Origin of the sequence: Sphingomonas sp. ID1715, from assembly GCF_013044515.1 — a bacterium.
GTDB lineage: Bacteria > Pseudomonadota > Alphaproteobacteria > Sphingomonadales > Sphingomonadaceae > Sphingomonas_B.
In genome coordinates this window covers 673,774-691,663 of the sequence record NZ_JABEPR010000002.1, presented here as the reverse complement: position 1 = coordinate 691,663, position 17,890 = coordinate 673,774, and the positions used below count along the sequence as shown (strand labels likewise).

Below are 17,890 nucleotides of genomic sequence, written 5' to 3'. Positions count from 1 at the left end.
GTTGAGTCGCTCGGAGGAGCGCGGTGATGGGTCCGTTCGTTTATGTGATGGCGATCATGGGCTGCGGCGACGGCCAATATCAGTGCGCCGAGGCGCGCCTGGTCGAGACGCGTTACGAGAGCCTCGCCTCGTGCCAGCAGGCCGCCCAGGCCGAACTCATCAAGAATGGCGACCTCGACTATCCCGAGCTGATGGCAAGCTGCCGTTCCGTCACCAACCAGATCGTGATGAACACGGCGAAACCGCGCCGCTAGTTGCCCGCTCCGGGCGGCACCGATAAAGCCGCCGCCCAATGGCCGATCCTGTCATCATCGCTGTGCCCAAGGGCCGCATCCTCGAGGAAGCGCTGCCGTTGCTGGCCCGCGCCGGGATCGAGCCGGAGCGGGCGTTTTCCGATGAAGGCAGCCGCGCGCTACGCTTCGCGACCAATCGCCCCGATATTTCGCTGATCCGCGTGCGGGCCTTCGATGTCGCGACTTTCGTGGCGCACGGGGCCGCGCAGCTGGGGATCGTCGGCTCGGACGTGCTGGAGGAGTTCGACTATTCCGAACTCTATGCGCCGGTCGACCTGGGCATCGGCCATTGCCGGATTTCGGTCGCCGAGCCGGCGGAACTCGCCGCCTCCGACGATCCCCGCGAATGGAGCCATGTTCGCGTCGCGACCAAATATCCGGCGCTGACGCGGCGCCATTTCGAGGCGCGCGGGGTGCAGGCGGAGTGCGTCAAGCTCAACGGGGCGATGGAACTGGCGCCCTTGCTGGGCCTGTCGAGCCGAATCGTCGACCTGGTGTCGTCGGGCCGCACGCTCAAGGAGAATGGCCTCGTCGAAGTCGAAGTAATCGCGCAGGTCAGCGCTCGCCTCATCGCCAATCGCGCGGCATTCAAGATGCGCTCGGCCCAGATCGCGCCGCTGATCGATGCCTTTCGGGCGGCGGTGGAATGACCAGTCCCATCAAGCTCCGTTCGCTTCGACCGCAGTCGAGAAGCGCGTTTCAGGCGCACGCATGGTTTCTCGACTGCGCTCGAAACGAACGGGTGAGGGGGGCGCTGTGCTAAGGCTGAGCACTAGCGATACTGACTTCACGACCCGCTTCGAAGCGCTGGTGAATGCGCGGCGCGAGGCGGACAGCGATGTCTCCCGCGACGTGGCGGCGATCCTCGCGCGTGTGCGGGATGAAGGTGACGCCGCGTTGCACGACTATACGCAGCGCTTCGACGGACACGATCTGCGCGACCCCGTCGATCCCGACGAATGTCGGGCCGCGCTGGAGGCGCTCGCGCCGCCGCTGCGGCAAGCGCTCGAACTCGCGGTCGAGCGCATCACTGCCTATCACGAAAAGCAGCGGCCGGCGGACCGGGACGAGGTGGATGCGCTCGGCATCCGGGTCGGCGCGCGCTGGACGCCGGTCGAGGCGGCGGGGCTCTATGTGCCCGGCGGACGGGCCGCCTATCCCAGCTCGCTGCTGATGAACGCCATCCCCGCCAAGGTCGCGGGCGTGCAGCGGCTGGCGATGGTGACACCGACCCCGAATGGAGAGGTAAACCCGCTGGTGCTCGCCGCGGCTGCGCTGGTCGGCATCGAGGAGATCTGGCGCGCCGGCGGGGCGCAGGCGATCGCCGCACTGGCCTATGGCACGGAGCGCATCCGGCCGGTGGATGTGATCGTCGGTCCGGGCAATGCCTGGGTCGCCGAGGCCAAGCGCCAGCTCTATGGCGTCGTCGGCATCGACATGGTCGCGGGGCCGTCCGAGATCCTGGTGGTCGCCGACGCGGCGAACGATCCCGAATGGATCGCAGCCGACCTGCTCAGCCAGGCCGAGCATGACCCGACCAGCCAGTCGATCCTGATCACGGACGACGGTGACTTCGCCGAGCGTGTGGTCGAAGCGGTCGAGCGGCAGCTCGCCGATCTGTCACCCGTTGCTCGCGAAAGCTGGGAGGCGAATGGCGCCGTGGTTCTGGTCCGCGACCTGCTCGACGCTGCTCCGCTGCTAGACCGGCTCGCGCCCGAGCATCTCGAGCTTGCGGTCGAGGATCCCGAGCCGTTGTTCCGGGCGGTGCGTCATGCCGGCTCGATCTTCCTCGGCCGGCATACGCCCGAGGCGATCGGCGATTATCTGGGTGGCCCGAACCATGTGCTGCCGACCGGACGTCGCGCGCGCTTCGCCTCGGGCCTGAGCGTGCTCGACTTCATGAAGCGGACGAGCTTTCTGGGTTGCAACCGCGAGGCGCTCGGCACAGTTGGGCCCGCAGCCATCGCCCTGGCCGAGGCGGAGGGGCTTCCCGCCCATGCCCGTTCGGTCGCACTCAGATTGAGATCATGAACCAGACCGCCCGCTCCCGATCCCGTTCCGCCGCGCGCCTTGCCGCGGTGCAGGCGCTATATCAGCAGGAAATGGAGCAGACCTCCGTTCCCGCGTTGCTGCACGAATTCCATCATCATCGGCTCGGTGCGACGATCGAGGACGTCGAATATGCCGATGCCGAGGTCCCGTTCTTCGACGATCTGGTGAAGGGCGTGGATTCCCGCCGCGCGGAGATCGACCGGCTGATCGGCGCCAAGCTCGCCAAGGGCTGGAGCCTGGAGCGGCTGGACCGTCCGATGCGCCAAATCCTGCGCGCAGGCACCTACGAACTGCTCGCCCGCGCCGACGTGCCGGTCGGCAGCGTGATCAGCGAATATGTCGACGTGGCGCACGCATTTTACGAGAAGCGCGAGACGAGCTTCGTGAACGGCCTGCTGGACGCGGTGGCGAAGGACGTTCGCTCCTAACGATCAAAGGATCGCCCGTCCCGAGCGAAGTCGAGGGGCGCTGCTCCGGTCGGTGGCAGCGCCCTTCGACTACGCGCTTCGCGCTTCGCTCAGGACGAGCGGCACGACGGCTAGTGCCCCGCCTGCGGTCCCCGGATGATCCCTGACGCGGCGAGTTGCTCGTCGATCTGCGCGACCAGCCGGTCGAGCCCGGCCTGATCCCGCGCCTCCGCGCGCGCGACCAGCACGTCCTGGGTGTTGGACGCGCGCAGCAGCCACCAGCCGTCGGCGGTGTTCACCCGCGCGCCGTCGGTGCGGTTGACCTCGGCGCCGCTCGCCTCGAGGCGATCGAGCACTTCGTCCACCACCGCGAACTTGCGCGTCTCGTCCACCTGGAAGCGAAGCTCGGGCGTGTTGACCATCACCGGCATCTCGGACTTGAGCTGGGTCAGCGACTTGCCCGACAGGCGCACTGCGCCGAGCAGCCGCACCGCCGCATAGAGCGCGTCGTCGAAACCATAATATTCATGCTTGAAGAAGATGTGGCCGCTCATCTCCCCGCCGAGCGGGGAGCCGATCTCCTTCATCTTGGACTTGATGTGGCTGTGCCCCGTCTTCCACATGAGCGGCGTGCCGCCGAGTTCGGCGATGCGGTCGTAGAGCGCCTGTGACGCCTTGACGTCGCCGATGATGGTGGCGCCGGGCTCTGCCTTCAGCACCGGCTCGGCCAGGATGCCGAGCAACTGGTCGCCCCAGATCACCCGGCCCTCGCTGTCGATCGCGCCGATCCGGTCGCCGTCGCCATCGAAGGCAATGCCGAAGTCGAGGCCCTTGTCGCGCACGAGGGCGCGCAGATGTTCGAGGTTCTTCTCCTCGGTCGGATCGGGATGGTGGTTGGGAAAGCGCGAGTCGACGTCGGTGAAGAGCGTGTGATGCTCGCCCGGCAGCAACTGGACGAGCTTTTCGAGCGCCGGACCCGCGGCGCCATTGCCGGCATCCCAGCCGACGCGGAAGGCGCCGCCCTGATAGCCGGCGGTCAGGCGCTGCACATATTGGTCGAGGATGTCGAACTCGGTGACCTGCCCGATCTCCTCGGCCTCTTCCCAATCGCCGTCCGCGGCGAGCTGCCCGATGGTCTGGATGTCGGCGCCGAAGAAGGGACGATGCTGAAACACCATCTTGAAGCCATTGTAGCTCGGCGGATTGTGGCTGCCGGTGATCATGATGCCGCCGTCCACTTCGAGCACCGCTTCGGCGTAATAGAGCATCGGCGTCGGGCCGAGGCCGACCCGCACCACGTCGCAGCCGCTGCGCGTCAGCCCCTCGACCAATGCGTCGGCCAGCATCGGCGAACTGTCGCGCCCGTCCCAGCCGACCGCCACGCGCGTACCGCCGGCGCGGCGCAGCAAGGTCGCGAAGCCGCGGCCGATCGCGCGGGCGTCATCGGCGCCGAGCGTCTCGCCGATCACGCCGCGAATGTCGTACTCGCGCAGGGATGTCGGGTGGAATGCGTAGGTCATTATTGCTCCAGCTGTTCCCAAAAATGGTTCGGGCTGAGCCTGTCGAAGCCCTCCCTTTCTTGCAGCGGTAAGAAGAAGGGAGGCCTTCGACAAGCTCAGGCCGAACCAGATGGGGCTTAATCGTTACGGTCGCGGGCAAGTTCCGCGAGGAGGATGTCGCGGGCGAGATTGGTGCGGCGCGCGAGTTCGGGCGTGCCGCCGCTGTCCGGATGGACGCGGGCGATGATCCGGCGATGCGCGGCGCGAATGGTCTCCGCATCGTCGGTGTCGCCGACGCCGAGCAGGGCGCGGGCTTCGCTGAGCGGCATGAAGTCGCGGCGACGCTGCTGATTGCCTTTCAGCCAGAAGAGCAGCCAGACGATGACGCCCGCAACGACCAGCAGCTTCAGCATCAGGCGGCGGCGCCGATCCGTTCGGGCAGCGACAGGCCGGAGACGAGCTCGCGCAGTTCCTGCCGCGCCGCGACATGGCCGAGGCCGATGTCCGGAATCTGGCCGATATCGAGCATGGTCAGTCCGGACGGAAAGAGCTCGCGGTAGATGACGCGCTCACCCAAGCCCGGGATGATGCGGAAGCCGACGCGCTTCGACAGCGCGATCAGTGCTTCGCCGACCCGGCGCATGTTGCGCGCCTCGATATGCTGCATGCGGTTCCTCAGCACGATCCAGTCGATCGTGGCCCCGTCCGTCTTCGCCCGTGCCTTGCGCGCGTCCCAGATCAGCTCGGAATAGAAGCTCGGCCGACTGACCTTGTAGGTTTCCGCATCGACCTGACCGATCAGGTCGAAGTCGACGAAGCTGTCGTTCATCGGCGTGACGAGCGTGTTGGCCCGCGTCGCCGCGCGGCGGGCGATCGGGTCGTCGCGGCCGGGCGTGTCGATCACGACAAACTCGGCGTCGGCCGCTGCTTCGAGCAGCTTGGCGTCGAACGCCTCCTCGCTCGAGCCGTCCACGACCGCATAGCGGGGCTGGGGAAGCTCCACGTTTCGACGCTTCATCGTCGCCGCGCGATTCTCCAGGTAACGGGCGAGCGTGCGCTGGCGGTGATCGAGGTCGAGCGCGGCAACGGAATGGCCCTGCGCCGCCAGCGCGACAGCCACGTGCACGGCCGTCGTCGACTTGCCTGTGCCTCCTTTTTCGTTCGCGAAAACAATGACATGGGCACCGTGCGCAGCCATGAAGCGGCGATCCTTCACTCTGTTACTTGATCGGGGAGCGCGCGCGCCCCTAATGGGTCAAGCCATACCCATCCAAGAGTCACCGTGCAAACCATCCGTCAGCTGAAGCCGCTTCGGAAAGCGATCGCCGCGCTCCGCGCCGCCGGGGGCAAGGTTGCCTTCGTGCCGACCATGGGCGCGCTGCATGCCGGGCATATGGCGCTGGTCGCCGAGGCGAAGAAGCGAGCGGAACATGTCGTCGCTTCCGTCTTCGTCAATCCGAAGCAATTCGCGCCCACCGAGGACCTCGCCGCCTATCCCCGCCGGGCCGCCAAGGATTCGGCGATGCTGTCCGAAGCGGGCGTGAGCCTGCTGTGGATGCCCGACGTGGACGTCATGTACCCCGCCGGGCACGCGACGACCGTGTCCGTCATTGGCGTGAGCGATGGCCTGGACGGCGCGGCGCGGCCCGGCCATTTCGACGGGGTCGCAACCGTGGTTGCCAAATTGTTCAACCAGGTGCGGCCCGACATCGCCTTGTTCGGCGAGAAGGATTTCCAACAACTCGCCGTGATCCGCCGCATGGTCGCGGACCTGGATTTCAACATCGAGATCGTCGGCGTGCCCACCGAGCGCGAGGAGGATGGCCTCGCCCTATCATCGCGCAACGTCTATCTGACCGAGGACGAGCGGCAGCAGGCGCGCGCCTTGCCGCGGGCACTGGGCGCGGCGGCGGCGGCAATCGAGAGCGGCGGCGATGTTGCCGAAGCCTTGGCCAAGGCCGAGACGGCCCTGATCGAGGGCGGGTTCCAGTCCGTCGACTATGTCGCGCTGTGCGATGCCGCGACGTTGCAGCCCGTGACGAGTCTCGAACAGCCCGCGCGCCTGCTCGCTGCAGCCCGGATCGGCGCCGCGCGTTTGATCGACAATGTGCCGGTGACCCCCAGGAGTTGAGATCATGGCCGAGACGCGGACCGAGACCGACAGCATCGGCGCGATCGAAGTTCCCGCATCGGCCTATTGGGGCGCCCAGACGCAACGCTCGATCGAGAATTTCCCCTTCGGCCCCGAAGAGCGGATGCCGATGGGCATCGTCCACGCGCTCGCGATCGTGAAGCAGGCGGCGGCGCGGGTGAACCGGCGGCACGGACTTGCCGCGGGACTGGCGGATGCGATCGAAGCGGCGGCGGCCGACGTGGCGGCGGGCAGGTTCGACGACCAGTTCCCGCTCGTGATCTGGCAGACCGGCTCCGGCACCCAGTCCAACATGAACGTCAACGAGGTGATCGCCGGCATCGCCAATGAGCGGCTGTCCGGCACGCGCGGCGGCAAGGCGCCGGTGCACCCGAACGATCATGTCAACATGAGCCAGTCGTCGAACGACAGCTTTCCGACGGCGATGCACATCGCGGTGGGCCTCGCGCTGCGCGACCGGCTGGAGCCGGCGCTCGATCGGCTGCTGGCGGCGCTGCTCGCCAAGCAGGAGGCGTGGAACGACATAGTCAAGATCGGCCGCACGCACCTGCAGGATGCGACGCCGCTGACGCTCGGCCAGGAATTCTCGGGCTATGCGACGCAGATCGCCAAGGCGAGCGGGCGCATCGCGGGCGCCGCGACCGACGTTTACGAGCTCGCGCAGGGCGGCACCGCAGTCGGGACCGGCCTCAATGCGCCGCCGGGCTTCGCGACAGACTTCGCAGCCGAGGTGCAGGCACTCACCGGCATCGCCTTCGCCAGCGCAGAGAACAAGTTCGAGGCGCTCGCCACCCATGATGCGCTCGTCGAGCTCTCCGGAGCGCTGAACGTGCTCGCCGTCTCCCTGACCAAGATCGCCAACGACCTGCGCCTGCTCGGCTCCGGTCCACGTTCAGGGCTTGGCGAACTCGACCTGCCGGCGAACGAGCCGGGCAGCTCGATCATGCCCGGCAAGGTCAACCCGACCCAGGCCGAAATGCTGACCATGGTCTGCGCTCAGGTGATGGGCAATCACACTGCCGTGACGATCGGCGGGCTTCAGGGCCATTTGGAGCTGAATGTTTTCAAGCCCCTGATCGGCGCGGCGGTGCTGCGCTCGATCCATCTGCTGAGTGTGGCCATGGAAAGCTTCGCCGCCCGGATGGTCGAGGGCACCGAACCGAACCGCGTCCGCATCGCCGAACTGGTCGAGCGCTCGCTGATGCTGGTGACCGCGCTGGCGCCCGAGATCGGCTATGACAATGCTGCGAAGATCGCGAAGCACGCCCACGCCAAGGGCCTGACGCTCAAGGAAGCCGGACTGGAGCTCGGGCTGGTCGATGCGGCGACCTTCGACCGCGTGGTCCGGCCGGAGGCGATGGTGCGATAAGCCCGGCTGATCGGTTTAATAGCAAGGCTGGATTGGCCGAATACCCATCGCCGCGAGACACTCGCCTCATTCAAGAGGAGGTGCCGATGTCTCGAATGATCCGCGATCTGGTCGAGCTGCCCGACAATCAACCGCTCGACGCTCTGATCCGGCAGCTTTGCCAGCTGCGCGATCATCTTCCGTGCGGCGTGCGCGACGTGCGCGTCCAGCTGCGCGGAGACCAGGTGTTCGGACGCAAGCTCGGCATCAGCTTCCTGCGACCGCAAACCCAAGAGGAGCACGCGCTGGAGTCCCGCTATGCCCATGCGCTGCGCTACGCCGCTTAACGCCGTCTTCATCATGGGGCTTCCGCAAGGATTAAGCCCATCCGCGCCATCTAGGCGGGATGGGAATTGCGGGTCAGCTTCGCCTTATGGTCCTCGGCGGAGGCCTTGCCGGGCTGGTCATCGCGCAGGCCATTCCGGCTCAGCCCGGCAAACGACCGATGCGCAGCGTGGGCGTTCGCGTCATCGACGGCGATACGTTCGACTATGCCGGCGAGCGCATTCGTATTCTCGACATCGACACGCCGGAAACTCATCCGTCGCGCTGCGCCTATGAGGCTCAGCTGGGCGCGCAGGCGACCGACCGGCTGCGACAGCTGCTTGCGCGGCCGTTCGAGCTGCAGGCCGTCGGCCGGGACGAGGATCGCTACGGACGCAAGCTCAGGCTCGTACTGGTGGGAGGGCACTCGGTCGGCGACCAGCTTGTGGCGGAAGGACTCGCGCGGCGATATGAGGGGCGGCGGCGACCCTGGTGCGATTCAGCGTCCGTCGGCTAGGTCCAGCAGCGCCCGGCCGTAAGCCGTCTTTTCGAACATCTGCCCGCGTTCGCGCAGCGCGTCCGTGCCGATCCAGCCATTGTGGAAGGCGATCTCCTCCAGGCTGGCGATCTGCACGCCCTGCCGCTTCTGCAGCGTGCGCACGAACTCCGATGCTTCGAGCAGGCTGTCATGGGTGCCGGTGTCGAGCCAGGCGAAGCCGCGACCCATGCGCTCGACGAACAACTCGCCCGCTTCCATGTAGATGCGATTGAGGTCGGTGATCTCGAGCTCGCCGCGGGGCGACGGCTTCACGGCCTTGGCGAACTCCGAGACGCGCTCGTCGTAGAAATAGAGGCCGGTCACTGCCCAGCTGGATTTCGGCGCCTTGGGCTTTTCCTCGATCGACAGGGCGCGGCCGTCGCCGTCCAGCTCGACCACGCCATAAGCGGTCGGATCCTCGACATGATAGGCGAAGACCGTCGCGCCGGTAGTCCGCGAGCGCGCGCTCTGCATCAAGGCGCCGAGCCCCGCGCCGAAGAAGATATTGTCGCCGAGCACCAGCGAAGCCGGGCCGCCGGCCAGGAATTCCTCGCCGATCAGGAAGGCTTGGGCGAGACCTTCGGGCTTGGGCTGCACCGCGTAATCGATGGCGAGCCCGAACTGCTCTCCGGAGCCGAACAGGCGCCTATAATTGTCCAGATACTCGGGCGATGAGATGATCAAGATGTCCCTTATGCCCGCCATCATCAGGGCGGACATCGGGTAATAGATCATCGGCTTGTCATAGACCGGCAGCAGCTGCTTGTTGATCGCGAGCGTCGCCGGATGGAGCCGCGTGCCGGAGCCGCCGGCCAGGATGATGCCCTTCACTGTTCCCCCTTTACGAGCGCGTCGACGACTTCCCCTACGGCCTCCTGCCATGGCCGCGGCGCAATGCCATAGTCGCGCTGCAGCTTGGCCGTCGATAGGCGGGAATTGGCCGGGCGCCTGGCGGGCGTTGGAAAATCAGCCGTCGTGATCGCCTCCACCGGCGTATCGATCCCGGCGCGTTCGAGTATGAAGCGAGCAAGCTCGCACCAGCTTGCCTCGCCCGCGTTGACGAAGTGGTAGGTGCCGTGCGGGCCGGTGCGGTTCGCAAGGGCGAGCAAGGTTTCGGCGATATCTCCGGCACTGGTCGGGCAACCGCGCTGGTCGTCGACGACCCGCAGCAGCGGACGCTCCCGCCCGAGGCGCAGCATCGTTTTCACGAAGTTATGGCCGTGCGGACTGATCACCCAGGCGGTGCGCAGGATGACGTGATCGGCATTGCCTTGCCGCACCGCCCGCTCGCCCGCTTCCTTCGAGACGCCATAGGCGCCGAGCGGGGCAATCGGATCGTCCTCGACATAAGGATCGGCCTTGGAGCCGTCGAACACATAATCGGTCGACACGTGTAGCAGCCGCATCGCCCGCTTGGCGGCGGCGCGGGCGATGATGTCGGGCCCGACGGCATTGACCGCCTCAGCCAAGTCCGGCTCGCTCTCCGCCTTGTCGACCGCCGTATAGGCCGCGCAGTTGATCACCGCATGCCAGGGATGATCGTCGAGAAAGCGCTCGATCGCGCAGGTCGAACCAAGATCGAGCTCGGCACGGGACGGAGCGACGACCTCGAAGCCATGGCGGCCCGCGCGCAGCCTCAGCTCGGTGCCGACCTGGCCGGTTCCGCCGGTGACGAGAAGCCGCTTCACGCCGTGGCCTTCAGCCCCAGCCGCTCGCCGGAATAATTCCGCTCCAGGATCGGTCGCCACCAGCTCTCATTGTCCAGATACCAGCGGATCGTCTTGGCAATGCCGGTCTCGAAGCTTTCCTGCGGACGCCAGCCGAGTTCGCGCTCCAGCTTCGAAGCATCGATCGCATAGCGGAAATCGTGACCGGGTCGGTCGGCGACGAAGCTGATCTGCTCTCGATAGCTCTGGCCATCGGCGCGCGGGCGAATGCGGTCGAGCGTGTCGCAGATCGTCTCGACGACGGCGAGGTTGGTCCGCTCGGATCGCCCGCCGACCATATAGCTTTCGCCGGGCACGCCGCGCTCGAACACCGCGGTCAGCGCCCGCACGTGATCGTCGACATAGAGCCAGTCGCGGACGTTCGTGCCCTTGCCATAGACCGGCAGCGCCTCGCCCGAGAGGCACTTGATGATCATCAGCGGGATCAGCTTCTCGGGGAAGTGATAAGGCCCGTAATTGTTCGAGCAGTTGGTGATCAGCACCGGCAGGCCGTAAGTATGGTGCCAGGCGGAGACGAGATGGTCGGACCCGGCCTTCGACGCCGAATAGGGTGAGCGCGGATCATATGCCGTTTCTTCGGTGAAGAAGCCGTCGTCGCCCAGGGCCCCGAACACTTCGTCCGTCGAAATATGGTGGAAGCGGAAAGCGTCCTTCTCCGCGCCCTCCAGCCCGCGCCAATAATCGAGGGCGGCGGCCAGCATCGAGAAAGTGCCGACGAGGTTGGTCTGGATAAAGTCCGCGGGGCCGTCGATCGAGCGGTCGACGTGGCTTTCAGCCGCCAGGTGGGTGATCACCTCCGGGCGGAACTCGGCGATCAGCCTGGCGACGGCATCGCGGTCGCAGATGTCGGCGCGCGCGAAGCGATAGCGGTTGCTCTGGGCGACCGGCTCCAGCGATGACAGGTTGCCGGCATAGGTCAATGCATCGACATTCAGCACTGCATGATCGGTGTCGGCGATCAGGTGCCGGACCAGTGCCGAGCCGATAAAGCCGGCGCCGCCGGTGACGAGAATACGAGCCATTATGCGTCCAGAAGCTGAAGTGGCTGGCCGTCATAGTCGAAGGGACTGACGAAATCCTTGAAAAGCGGCAGGCGCTGATCCTTGTCCGACAGCGCAGGCACGCCGCCCTGAAGCGGCCAGTCGATGCCGAGATCGGGATCGTCCCAGCGGATGCCGCCATCGACCTCAGGGGCGTAGAGAGCGTCGACCTTATAGGCGACCTCGGTGTTCGGCTCGAGCGTCAGAAAGGCGTGGCCATAGCCTGCCGGGATGAACAGCTGCTCGCCACGCTCGGCGGTCAGCTCGGCCGCTACCCACTGCCCCTGTGTCGGCGATCCGCGCCGCAGGTCCACCGCCACGTCCCAGATGCGACCCCGCAGGCAACGGACCAGCTTGGCCTGCGCATGAGGCGGCGTCTGGAAGTGGATGCCGCGCAGCGTGAACGCAGGCGCGGAATAAGAGTGATTGTCCTGCACGAACTCCGGGACGATGCCGGCCGCCCGAAACCGATCGCGCTGATAGGTCTCGCTGAACCAGCCGCGCGTGTCGGCAAAGCGCCTGGGCGTGATGCGGATGACGGGCATGGGTCTGGTAGCCTCGGCAGAATTTATCCGCTCATCCTGAGGAGGGGCTGAGCATGGCGAAGACCCGTCTCGAAGGATCCTTCGAGACGCCGTTTCGCCTTCGCTCAACGGCTCCTCAGGATGAGCGGGTAGATAGGGTCGTTCGGCCCGTCAATCCGCTTAACCGTCCTTCTTGCCGCCGAGTCCCGACATCGCCTCGCGACCGAACGAGGCGATCATCTCGCCGATCTCGCGCACTTGGTTCATGCTGCGGCTGCCCTGGTCGCGGACATAGTCCGACTGGACCTGCATCAGCTCGGTCAGGCCACCCGCCTTGGCCGCGGCACGCAGCGCGGCAAAGGCCTGACGGGTATTCTCCTCGGCGTGATCGATGACCTTCATGCTGAGCGCGGCGCTGTTTTCCGCCGCCTTGGTCGCGCCTTCGCGCACCGCGTCGCCGGCCGCCATCATCTTGTCGGGTTCGAGCATGTTCAGCCTCCCTTGGCAGACTTTTTCGGGGCGACGGCAACCGGAAGCGCCGCAGCCTTGAGCTCTTCATACGCCATTTGCAGGGCAGCGGCATAGGCGGCGGGGTCCGGCATCGCGTCGCGATCGGCCGTGAAGCTGATCGCGATGGTGTCGACATAGGAATAGATGGTGTTGATCAGGCCCATCGAGTCGAAGATGGGGCCGAGCCCGTACATGCCGACCATCCGCGCGCCGGCGAAATAAAGCGGCACGCGGCTGCCCGGCACGTTCGTCACCACGGTGTTGAACACCGGCGCATGCTGGTTGGCGGCGCCCAAGCGGGTGTAGAGACGCGCCGCGATGCCGGACAGGCCCGCGGGCATGAACTGGCTGTAATCGGTCAGCGTGCGCGCGCCGACCGCATTGGTCAGCGCCTTCGAGTTGACCGCCTCGGCATGGACATGGCGCAGCCGCTCCAGCGGATCGGCGATATGGGTGCCGAGGCCGACGACCATGGCCGAGACCAGATTGCCGAGCGCGGCCTTCTCCCCTTCCGCCCGTACCGAAATCGGTGCCATGGCGGTCATGCTCTCGGCCGGCAGTTCGCCTTTGCCGAGCAGATAATGACGCAGTCCTCCGCCGACGATGGCGAGGATCGCGTCGTTCACGGTCGCGCCCGGCACCGCGTCCTTGATCGCGCGGATGTCGGCGAGCGGGAAGGGAGCGGCGTCGAACACCCGGTGCGGCCCCACCTTGCCGTTCAGACGCGTCTTGGGCGCGGGACGCTGATTGGCGATCGAGACATCGCCTTTTGACACGCTCTGGCCCAGTCGAGCGAGGCCCGGAATGCCGCGCGCCATCGTTTCGGCGAACTGGAGCGGTTTGCGCAGCGAGTTGAAATAGCTCTTGATCAGCAGGTCGGACACGCCGGGGAGGTCGTCTGCCTTCCAGTCGTCATTGGCGATGCGGTTCGGCTTGTCGGGCGACAGGTCGTGCACCGCCGCCGACATCTCGACGCCCGACATGCCGTCGATCGCAGCGTGATGCACCTTGGCGACCAGCGCGAAACAGCCGGGCGGCAGACCCTCGATATTGTCCAGCCCCTCGACGATGATGAACTCCCAGAGCGGCTTGGACAGGTCGAGCGGCCGCGAATGCAGCCGCGCCACCTGGATGCACAGCTGCCGCCAGTCGCCGGGCTTGGGCAGGGCGATGTGCCGGACGTGATATTCCAGGTCGAAATCGGGATCCTCGATCCAATAAGGATGATCGAGATCGAAGGGCAGGCGGACCAGCCGCTGGCGGAACGATCGAGCGCCGCCCAGCCGCGAACCGATGAAATCGAGAATGTCCTTGAAGCGAACGAACCCGCCGGGCGCCGTAGACGGATCGTAGATGCCGACCGATCCGATATGCATCGGCGTATGCGGCGTCTCCAGATAGACGAAGCTCGCATCCTGGCCGCTTAGTTGCTGCATCGGCCCTCTCCCATTTTTATTGGGACAAGGTCTGCCCGCGAATGCTTTCGGCGGCTAGTCGAAATCTCCGTAAGGCGGCGCTGGGATATCGTCGGCTGCACGCGACAGCGCTTCGGACCAGCGCCGCGATAGGTCGGTGAAATAGGGATCGTCCTCGCGAATGCGGTGGACGAGCGACGGTCGCGTTTCCCCGGTCCGCGCGATCAAGACATCGAGCGGGAGATAGACGGCCAGGTTGGAGCGAAGCGTCGCGTCGAACGACAACAGGCCGATCTTCAGCGCGTCGCGGAGCCCGGTTTCGAAGGTCAGCGCCCGATCGAGCATCGGCTTGCCAAACTTCAGCTCGCCGATCTGCATATAGGGCGTGTCCTGCCCGCACTCGATGATATTGCCTTCGGGATAGACGAGGAACAGCCGCGTCTTCTCGCCGCCGATCGAGCCGCCGATCAACAGGGTCGCGTCGAAATTGACAGCGCTCTGCTGCAGCCCGTCCATGGTGTCGCGTGCTCCGCGGATTGCCCGCCCGCAGGCCAGTGCCGCGCTGAAAATGTCGGGCACCGAATCGAGGGTCTCGATCTCGCCGGTTTCGGGGTTGAGCAGGCCCTGCCGCAAACGATGGAGCGCCGCTTGCGTCGTGGAGAGACTGCCGGCCGAGGCAATCGCGATCAGCCGCTCGCCGTCGGTGCCGAAGCGCCGCAGCTTGCGATATTGCGAGAAATTGTCGACGCCGGCGTTGGTGCGCGTATCCGCGATCATCACCAGCCCGTCCTGCACCAATATTCCGAGGCAATAGGTCAAGACGTCACCCTCAGCTTTGCGTCTGCCGTTGCGCGGCGCCAGCCTGCACTTCGACCGTCATCTGCTCCATGCCGCCACCTCGCCGGGCACCGCGCACCGGCGCGGCGTCGAGATAATCGAGGCCGACCGCCACCCGCACATACGCGTCGGTCGCGCACACGCCATTGGCGGGGTCGAAGGCGATCCAGCCCAGGTCCGGGACCAGCGCCTCCGCCCAGGCATGCGCCGCATCCTGTTGGAGATGCTCGGCGCGGGCAAGATGGCCGGATACGTAGCGCGCGGGAATACCGAGGCAGCGGGCCGCGGCGATGAAGATATGCGCGAAATCCTGGCACACGCCGTGGCCGGCGGCGAGCGCCTCGGCCCCGCTGGTCGTCGCGTCGGTGGCGGCGGGATCGAAGCGCATCTCGCGATAAAGCCGGCCACAGAGCCGATGGAGCGCGTCCAAGGGTGCAGCGTCCCGATACCGATCGGCAAGCGCCAGGATCGGGGCTGCCGGCGCGGTGAGCGGCGTGGTACGAAGGAAAATGCCGGGTGGCAGCGGCTCCGCGGCGCGGATCGCGCCATTGGTGTCGCTGACCATCGCCAGGCCGAACACCGTCACCGTCACCGTCGCCGCGGGGCGATCGGCGTAGAACATGGTGACGTGGTTGCCAAAGGCGTCGCGGCTCTCCCGATAGGAACCGTCGACATCCACATCGACGCGCCACTCGGCGATATGCTGGCCGTCATGATCGGTCGGCGTCAAGCGCAGCGCCTGGATGACGCCCGCCGCGGGCGTTTCATAGGTGTAGGTGGTGCGGTGATGGACCTTGATATGCATCAGAACAGGAACTGCTCGCCGACCAAGAGGCCGAGCTTGTTGTTCTCGCGCAAAAAGTCCTGGATCTCCTCATGCAGGCCGCTCTTGAAGATGCTGTCGATGTTCGAGGTCTCCAGCCGGCGGGCCATGCGGACCGCCTGACGATGCGCCGCGCCGCGCCGGCCGCTCTCCTGGGCGAGTTGGTCGAGGTAGCGCACCGCATTCTGGGCGCAGGCGGCCAGGGAGCGCGGCATCTGCCGGTTCAGGATCAGCAGGTCGGCGACCAGCCACGGCTTCACGCTGTCGCGATAGACGTGACGATAGGCGGTCAGCGCCGAGACTGTCCGCAGGATGGTCGTCCACTGAAAATAGTCCAGGCTGCCGCCGACCCGCTCGTCGCCGGGGAGCAGCAGGTGATATTTGACGTCGAGCAGCCGCGCCGTGTTGTCCGCTCGCTCGATCGTCGCGCCGAGCCGCAGGAACCAATAGCTGTCGTGCCGGAGCATGGTCCGGTGAATGGCGCCGTCGAATGACAGCGCGGCCGCCTTCACGGCGTCCAGCAGCCGATTGAGCGTGGTCCGGCTATCGAGCCGCACGCCGTAGCGCTGCAGGTCGAGCCAGGCCGCGTTGATCGCTTCCCAAGCCTCGGCGGTGATCGCGGTCCGGACCGCGCGCGCATTGTTGCGCGCCCGCTCGATGCAGCAACGCATCGACGAGGAGTTGTTCGGGTCGAGCGACAGATATTGGCAGGCGCTCGCTTCCTCCAGCTCCGGGAAGGTCGCCGCATAGTCCTCCGCCGCCCCCGCCGCGGCAAGCGCGCCACCCCACGCGCCGACATCGCCGCCATAGCTGGACGGCAGGGCCGCCAGCCTTATCGTCGCGTCGATCAGCCGTGAGGTGAAGTCGGCACGCTCGAGATAGCGGCCGGCCCAATAGAGCGAAGCGGCGGTGCGCGACAGCATCAGCCCCGGCCCTCAGTCATCGAGCACCCAGGTGTCCTTCGTGCCGCCGCCTTGGCTGGAGTTCACCACCAGCGAGCCTTGCTTCAGCGCGACGCGGGTCAGGCCGCCGGGCACGATGCGCGTACCTTGCGCACCCGTCAGGATGAATGGCCGCAGGTCGACGTGACGGGGCACGATGCCGCTGTCGCTCAATGTCGGGCAGGTGGACAGGGCCAGTGTGGGCTGGGCGATGAACTTGTCGGGGTCGGCGCGCAGCTTGGCCGCGAAGCTCTCGAGCTCGCTCCGGGTCGCGTGCGGGCCGACGAGCATGCCGTAACCGCCCGAACCATCCACTTCCTTGACCACCAGCTCAGCCAGATTGTCGAGCACATAGGCCAGCGCGTCCGGCTCGCGGCAGCGCCAGGTGGGCACATTGTCGATCAAGGGCGCCTCGCCGGTATAGAAGCGCACGATCTCCGGCATGTAGCTGTAGATCGCCTTGTCGTCCGCGATGCCGGTGCCGATCGCATTGGCGATGGTGAGATTGCCCGCGGCATGGGCGGCGATCATGCCGGCGCTGCCGAGCACCGAGTCGGGGCGGAAGACGAGCGGGTCCAGATAGGCGTCGTCGACCCGGCGATAGAGTACGTCGACGCGTCGCGGGCCTTCGGTGGTGCGCATGTAGAGCACATCGTCGCGGACCTGCAGGTCCGACCCCTCGACCAGCTCGACCCCCAATTTATCGGCCAGGAAACTATGTTCGTAATAGGCCGAGTTGAGGAAGCCCGGCGTGAGGACGGCGACGGTCGGATCGCCCTTGCAGCGGGGCGGCGCCACCGAACGGAGCGTCGCCAGCAGCATCTCCGGATAGTCCTCGACCGGGGCGACGCGGTGGCGGTCGATCAGCTCCGGCATCAGCCGCAGCATGACCTCGCGATTCTCCAGCATGTAGGACACGCCGGAGGGAGTGCGGACATTGTCTTCGAGAACGTAGAATTGGTCCGGGCCGGTGCGCACGATGTCGATCCCGGCGATGTGGGTATACACACCGTGGGCCGGCTGCAGCCCGATCGCCGGCAGGCAGAATTGCGGGTTGCGGAGGATCAGGTCGGCCGGGATAACGCCGGCGCGAACCACCTCCTGCGCGCCATAAATGTCTCGCAGAAAGGCGTTGAGTGCGGTGACCCGCTGGATCAGCCCGGCTTCCAGCTTCGACCATTCGGCGCGGGCCAGGATGCGCGGCACGATGTCGAACGGGATCAGACGCTCATCCGCGTCGGAGTCGCCATAGACGGCGAAGGTGATGCCGATCCGCCGGAAGAAGAGTTCGGCCTGGGCACGGCGGGTCTGCAGATATTCGGGGGTCGCCTCGGTCAGCCAGTGATCGACAAGGGCGTAAGGCGCGCGCAGGTCCGCGCCGCCGCCTGTCATCTCGTCGAATATCGCCGGGCCCAACCGCATCCCCCGTTCGAGTCGGCTGTCATATTGTGCGCTGCAGC

At 66.4% G+C, this 17,890-nt stretch carries 21 protein-coding genes; 8 read left to right on the top strand and 13 right to left on the bottom strand.

Annotated elements, in window-relative coordinates:
- Positions 1–26 precede the first annotated feature (26 nt).
- From HJG53_RS08360 to nusB, 4 genes are all read left to right on the top strand, one after another.
- Complete coding sequence (locus HJG53_RS08360) at positions 27–254, top strand: hypothetical protein (RefSeq protein WP_171129408.1); 228 nt, start codon at positions 27–29, stop codon at positions 252–254.
- A gap of 38 nt (positions 255–292) precedes the next feature.
- On the top strand, positions 293–943 hold the full coding sequence (gene hisG, locus HJG53_RS08355; protein WP_171129406.1) for an ATP phosphoribosyltransferase: 651 nt from the start codon (positions 293–295) through the stop codon (positions 941–943).
- A gap of 106 nt (positions 944–1,049) precedes the next feature.
- On the top strand, positions 1,050–2,324 hold the full coding sequence (gene hisD / locus HJG53_RS08350) for a histidinol dehydrogenase (RefSeq protein ID WP_368039536.1): 1,275 nt from the start codon (positions 1,050–1,052) through the stop codon (positions 2,322–2,324).
- Positions 2,321–2,773 (top strand): transcription antitermination factor NusB, encoded by a 453-nt coding sequence (nusB, locus tag HJG53_RS08345; protein ID WP_171129402.1) that lies wholly within the window; start codon positions 2,321–2,323, stop codon positions 2,771–2,773. Before hisD ends, nusB begins: the two co-directional genes overlap by 4 nt.
- A gap of 110 nt (positions 2,774–2,883) precedes the next feature.
- Here the strand turns inward: nusB and pgmG are convergent, their stop codons facing one another.
- From pgmG to HJG53_RS08330, 3 genes are all read right to left on the bottom strand, one after another.
- Positions 2,884–4,272: a phosphoglucomutase/phosphomannomutase PgmG gene (gene pgmG, locus HJG53_RS08340; protein WP_171129400.1), complete on the bottom strand. Its 1,389-nt coding sequence runs from the start codon at positions 4,270–4,272 to the stop codon at positions 2,884–2,886.
- 116 nt (positions 4,273–4,388) lie between these two features.
- Entirely contained in the window at positions 4,389–4,664 is a 276-nt protein-coding gene (locus HJG53_RS08335; RefSeq protein WP_171129398.1) for a J domain-containing protein, read from the bottom strand.
- Entirely contained in the window at positions 4,664–5,449 is a 786-nt protein-coding gene (locus HJG53_RS08330) for a division plane positioning ATPase MipZ (RefSeq protein ID WP_171129396.1), read from the bottom strand. Before HJG53_RS08330 ends, HJG53_RS08335 begins: the two co-directional genes overlap by 1 nt.
- Positions 5,450–5,533: 84 nt before the next feature.
- On the opposite strand from HJG53_RS08330, the gene panC reads away from it, so the two are divergent.
- The 4 genes from panC (at position 5,534) to HJG53_RS08310 (ending at position 8,592) form a co-directional block, all read left to right on the top strand.
- Positions 5,534–6,382 carry a pantoate--beta-alanine ligase gene (gene panC / locus HJG53_RS08325; RefSeq protein WP_171129394.1) on the top strand — a complete coding sequence of 283 codons (849 nt, stop codon included), beginning with the start codon at positions 5,534–5,536 and terminating at the stop codon, positions 6,380–6,382.
- A 4-nt stretch (positions 6,383–6,386) separates the two neighbouring features.
- The gene (gene fumC / locus HJG53_RS08320; RefSeq protein WP_171129392.1) at positions 6,387–7,772 is read left to right on the top strand and encodes a class II fumarate hydratase; all 1,386 of its coding nucleotides are present in this window, start codon (positions 6,387–6,389) and stop codon (positions 7,770–7,772) included.
- Between the two features lie 95 nt (positions 7,773–7,867).
- Positions 7,868–8,098: a hypothetical protein gene (locus tag HJG53_RS08315; RefSeq protein ID WP_171129390.1), complete on the top strand. Its 231-nt coding sequence runs from the start codon at positions 7,868–7,870 to the stop codon at positions 8,096–8,098.
- A gap of 86 nt (positions 8,099–8,184) precedes the next feature.
- Positions 8,185–8,592, top strand: coding sequence for a thermonuclease family protein (locus tag HJG53_RS08310; protein ID WP_254447601.1), 408 nt, complete (start codon positions 8,185–8,187; stop codon positions 8,590–8,592).
- On the opposite strand, the gene rfbA is transcribed toward HJG53_RS08310, so the two are convergent.
- The 10 genes from rfbA to HJG53_RS08260 form a co-directional block, all read right to left on the bottom strand.
- Positions 8,575–9,444: a glucose-1-phosphate thymidylyltransferase RfbA gene (gene rfbA, locus HJG53_RS08305; RefSeq protein ID WP_171129386.1), complete on the bottom strand. Its 870-nt coding sequence runs from the start codon at positions 9,442–9,444 to the stop codon at positions 8,575–8,577. The genes HJG53_RS08310 and rfbA overlap by 18 nt on opposite strands.
- Positions 9,441–10,301: a dTDP-4-dehydrorhamnose reductase gene (gene rfbD, locus HJG53_RS08300; RefSeq protein ID WP_171129384.1), complete on the bottom strand. Its 861-nt coding sequence runs from the start codon at positions 10,299–10,301 to the stop codon at positions 9,441–9,443. The genes rfbA and rfbD overlap by 4 nt, the downstream gene beginning before the upstream one ends.
- The gene (rfbB, locus tag HJG53_RS08295; protein WP_171129382.1) at positions 10,298–11,362 is read right to left on the bottom strand and encodes a dTDP-glucose 4,6-dehydratase; all 1,065 of its coding nucleotides are present in this window, start codon (positions 11,360–11,362) and stop codon (positions 10,298–10,300) included. The genes rfbD and rfbB overlap by 4 nt, the downstream gene beginning before the upstream one ends.
- Positions 11,362–11,925, bottom strand: a complete 564-nt coding sequence (gene rfbC / locus HJG53_RS08290) for a dTDP-4-dehydrorhamnose 3,5-epimerase (protein WP_171129380.1) — start codon at positions 11,923–11,925, stop codon at positions 11,362–11,364. Before rfbC ends, rfbB begins: the two co-directional genes overlap by 1 nt.
- Before the next feature lie 159 nt (positions 11,926–12,084).
- A complete protein-coding gene (locus HJG53_RS08285) occupies positions 12,085–12,393 on the bottom strand; it encodes a phasin family protein (RefSeq protein WP_171129378.1) in 309 nt (102 codons plus the stop codon).
- Positions 12,394–12,395: 2 nt separating this feature from the next.
- Positions 12,396–13,850 carry a wax ester/triacylglycerol synthase family O-acyltransferase gene (locus HJG53_RS08280; protein WP_171129376.1) on the bottom strand — a complete coding sequence of 485 codons (1,455 nt, stop codon included), beginning with the start codon at positions 13,848–13,850 and terminating at the stop codon, positions 12,396–12,398.
- 54 nt (positions 13,851–13,904) lie between these two features.
- Positions 13,905–14,648 carry a peptidase gene (locus HJG53_RS08275; protein ID WP_171129374.1) on the bottom strand — a complete coding sequence of 248 codons (744 nt, stop codon included), beginning with the start codon at positions 14,646–14,648 and terminating at the stop codon, positions 13,905–13,907.
- A 10-nt stretch (positions 14,649–14,658) separates the two neighbouring features.
- Positions 14,659–15,471 (bottom strand): transglutaminase family protein, encoded by an 813-nt coding sequence (locus HJG53_RS08270; RefSeq protein ID WP_171129372.1) that lies wholly within the window; start codon positions 15,469–15,471, stop codon positions 14,659–14,661.
- Positions 15,471–16,412 carry an alpha-E domain-containing protein gene (locus HJG53_RS08265; RefSeq protein ID WP_171129370.1) on the bottom strand — a complete coding sequence of 314 codons (942 nt, stop codon included), beginning with the start codon at positions 16,410–16,412 and terminating at the stop codon, positions 15,471–15,473. Before HJG53_RS08265 ends, HJG53_RS08270 begins: the two co-directional genes overlap by 1 nt.
- 12 nt (positions 16,413–16,424) lie before the next feature.
- Positions 16,425–17,852 (bottom strand): circularly permuted type 2 ATP-grasp protein, encoded by a 1,428-nt coding sequence (locus tag HJG53_RS08260; protein WP_171129369.1) that lies wholly within the window; start codon positions 17,850–17,852, stop codon positions 16,425–16,427.
- Positions 17,853–17,890 lie beyond the last annotated feature (38 nt).

Excerpts from the sequence above, each read along its gene's own strand:
- HJG53_RS08280 (WP_171129376.1), bottom strand. The coding sequence starts at position 13,850 with ATGCAGCAACTAAGCGGCCAGGATGCGAGCTTCGTCTATCTGGAGACG.
- HJG53_RS08260 (WP_171129369.1), bottom strand. The coding sequence starts at position 17,852 with ATGCGGTTGGGCCCGGCGATATTCGACGAGATGACAGGCGGCGGCGCG.
- fumC (WP_171129392.1), top strand. The coding sequence starts at position 6,387 with ATGGCCGAGACGCGGACCGAGACCGACAGCATCGGCGCGATCGAAGTT.
- HJG53_RS08360 (WP_171129408.1), top strand. The coding sequence starts at position 27 with ATGGGTCCGTTCGTTTATGTGATGGCGATCATGGGCTGCGGCGACGGC.
- HJG53_RS08270 (WP_171129372.1), bottom strand. The coding sequence starts at position 15,471 with ATGCATATCAAGGTCCATCACCGCACCACCTACACCTATGAAACGCCC.
- HJG53_RS08330 (WP_171129396.1), bottom strand. The coding sequence starts at position 5,449 with ATGGCTGCGCACGGTGCCCATGTCATTGTTTTCGCGAACGAAAAAGGA.
- HJG53_RS08335 (WP_171129398.1), bottom strand. The coding sequence starts at position 4,664 with ATGCTGAAGCTGCTGGTCGTTGCGGGCGTCATCGTCTGGCTGCTCTTC.
- HJG53_RS08285 (WP_171129378.1), bottom strand. The coding sequence starts at position 12,393 with ATGCTCGAACCCGACAAGATGATGGCGGCCGGCGACGCGGTGCGCGAA.
- rfbB (WP_171129382.1), bottom strand. The coding sequence starts at position 11,362 with ATGGCTCGTATTCTCGTCACCGGCGGCGCCGGCTTTATCGGCTCGGCA.
- rfbC (WP_171129380.1), bottom strand. The coding sequence starts at position 11,925 with ATGCCCGTCATCCGCATCACGCCCAGGCGCTTTGCCGACACGCGCGGC.
- HJG53_RS08310 (WP_254447601.1), top strand. The coding sequence starts at position 8,185 with ATGGTCCTCGGCGGAGGCCTTGCCGGGCTGGTCATCGCGCAGGCCATT.
- HJG53_RS08265 (WP_171129370.1), bottom strand. The coding sequence starts at position 16,412 with ATGCTGTCGCGCACCGCCGCTTCGCTCTATTGGGCCGGCCGCTATCTC.
- nusB (WP_171129402.1), top strand. The coding sequence starts at position 2,321 with ATGAACCAGACCGCCCGCTCCCGATCCCGTTCCGCCGCGCGCCTTGCC.
- hisG (WP_171129406.1), top strand. The coding sequence starts at position 293 with ATGGCCGATCCTGTCATCATCGCTGTGCCCAAGGGCCGCATCCTCGAG.
- HJG53_RS08315 (WP_171129390.1), top strand. The coding sequence starts at position 7,868 with ATGATCCGCGATCTGGTCGAGCTGCCCGACAATCAACCGCTCGACGCT.
- pgmG (WP_171129400.1), bottom strand. The coding sequence starts at position 4,272 with ATGACCTACGCATTCCACCCGACATCCCTGCGCGAGTACGACATTCGC.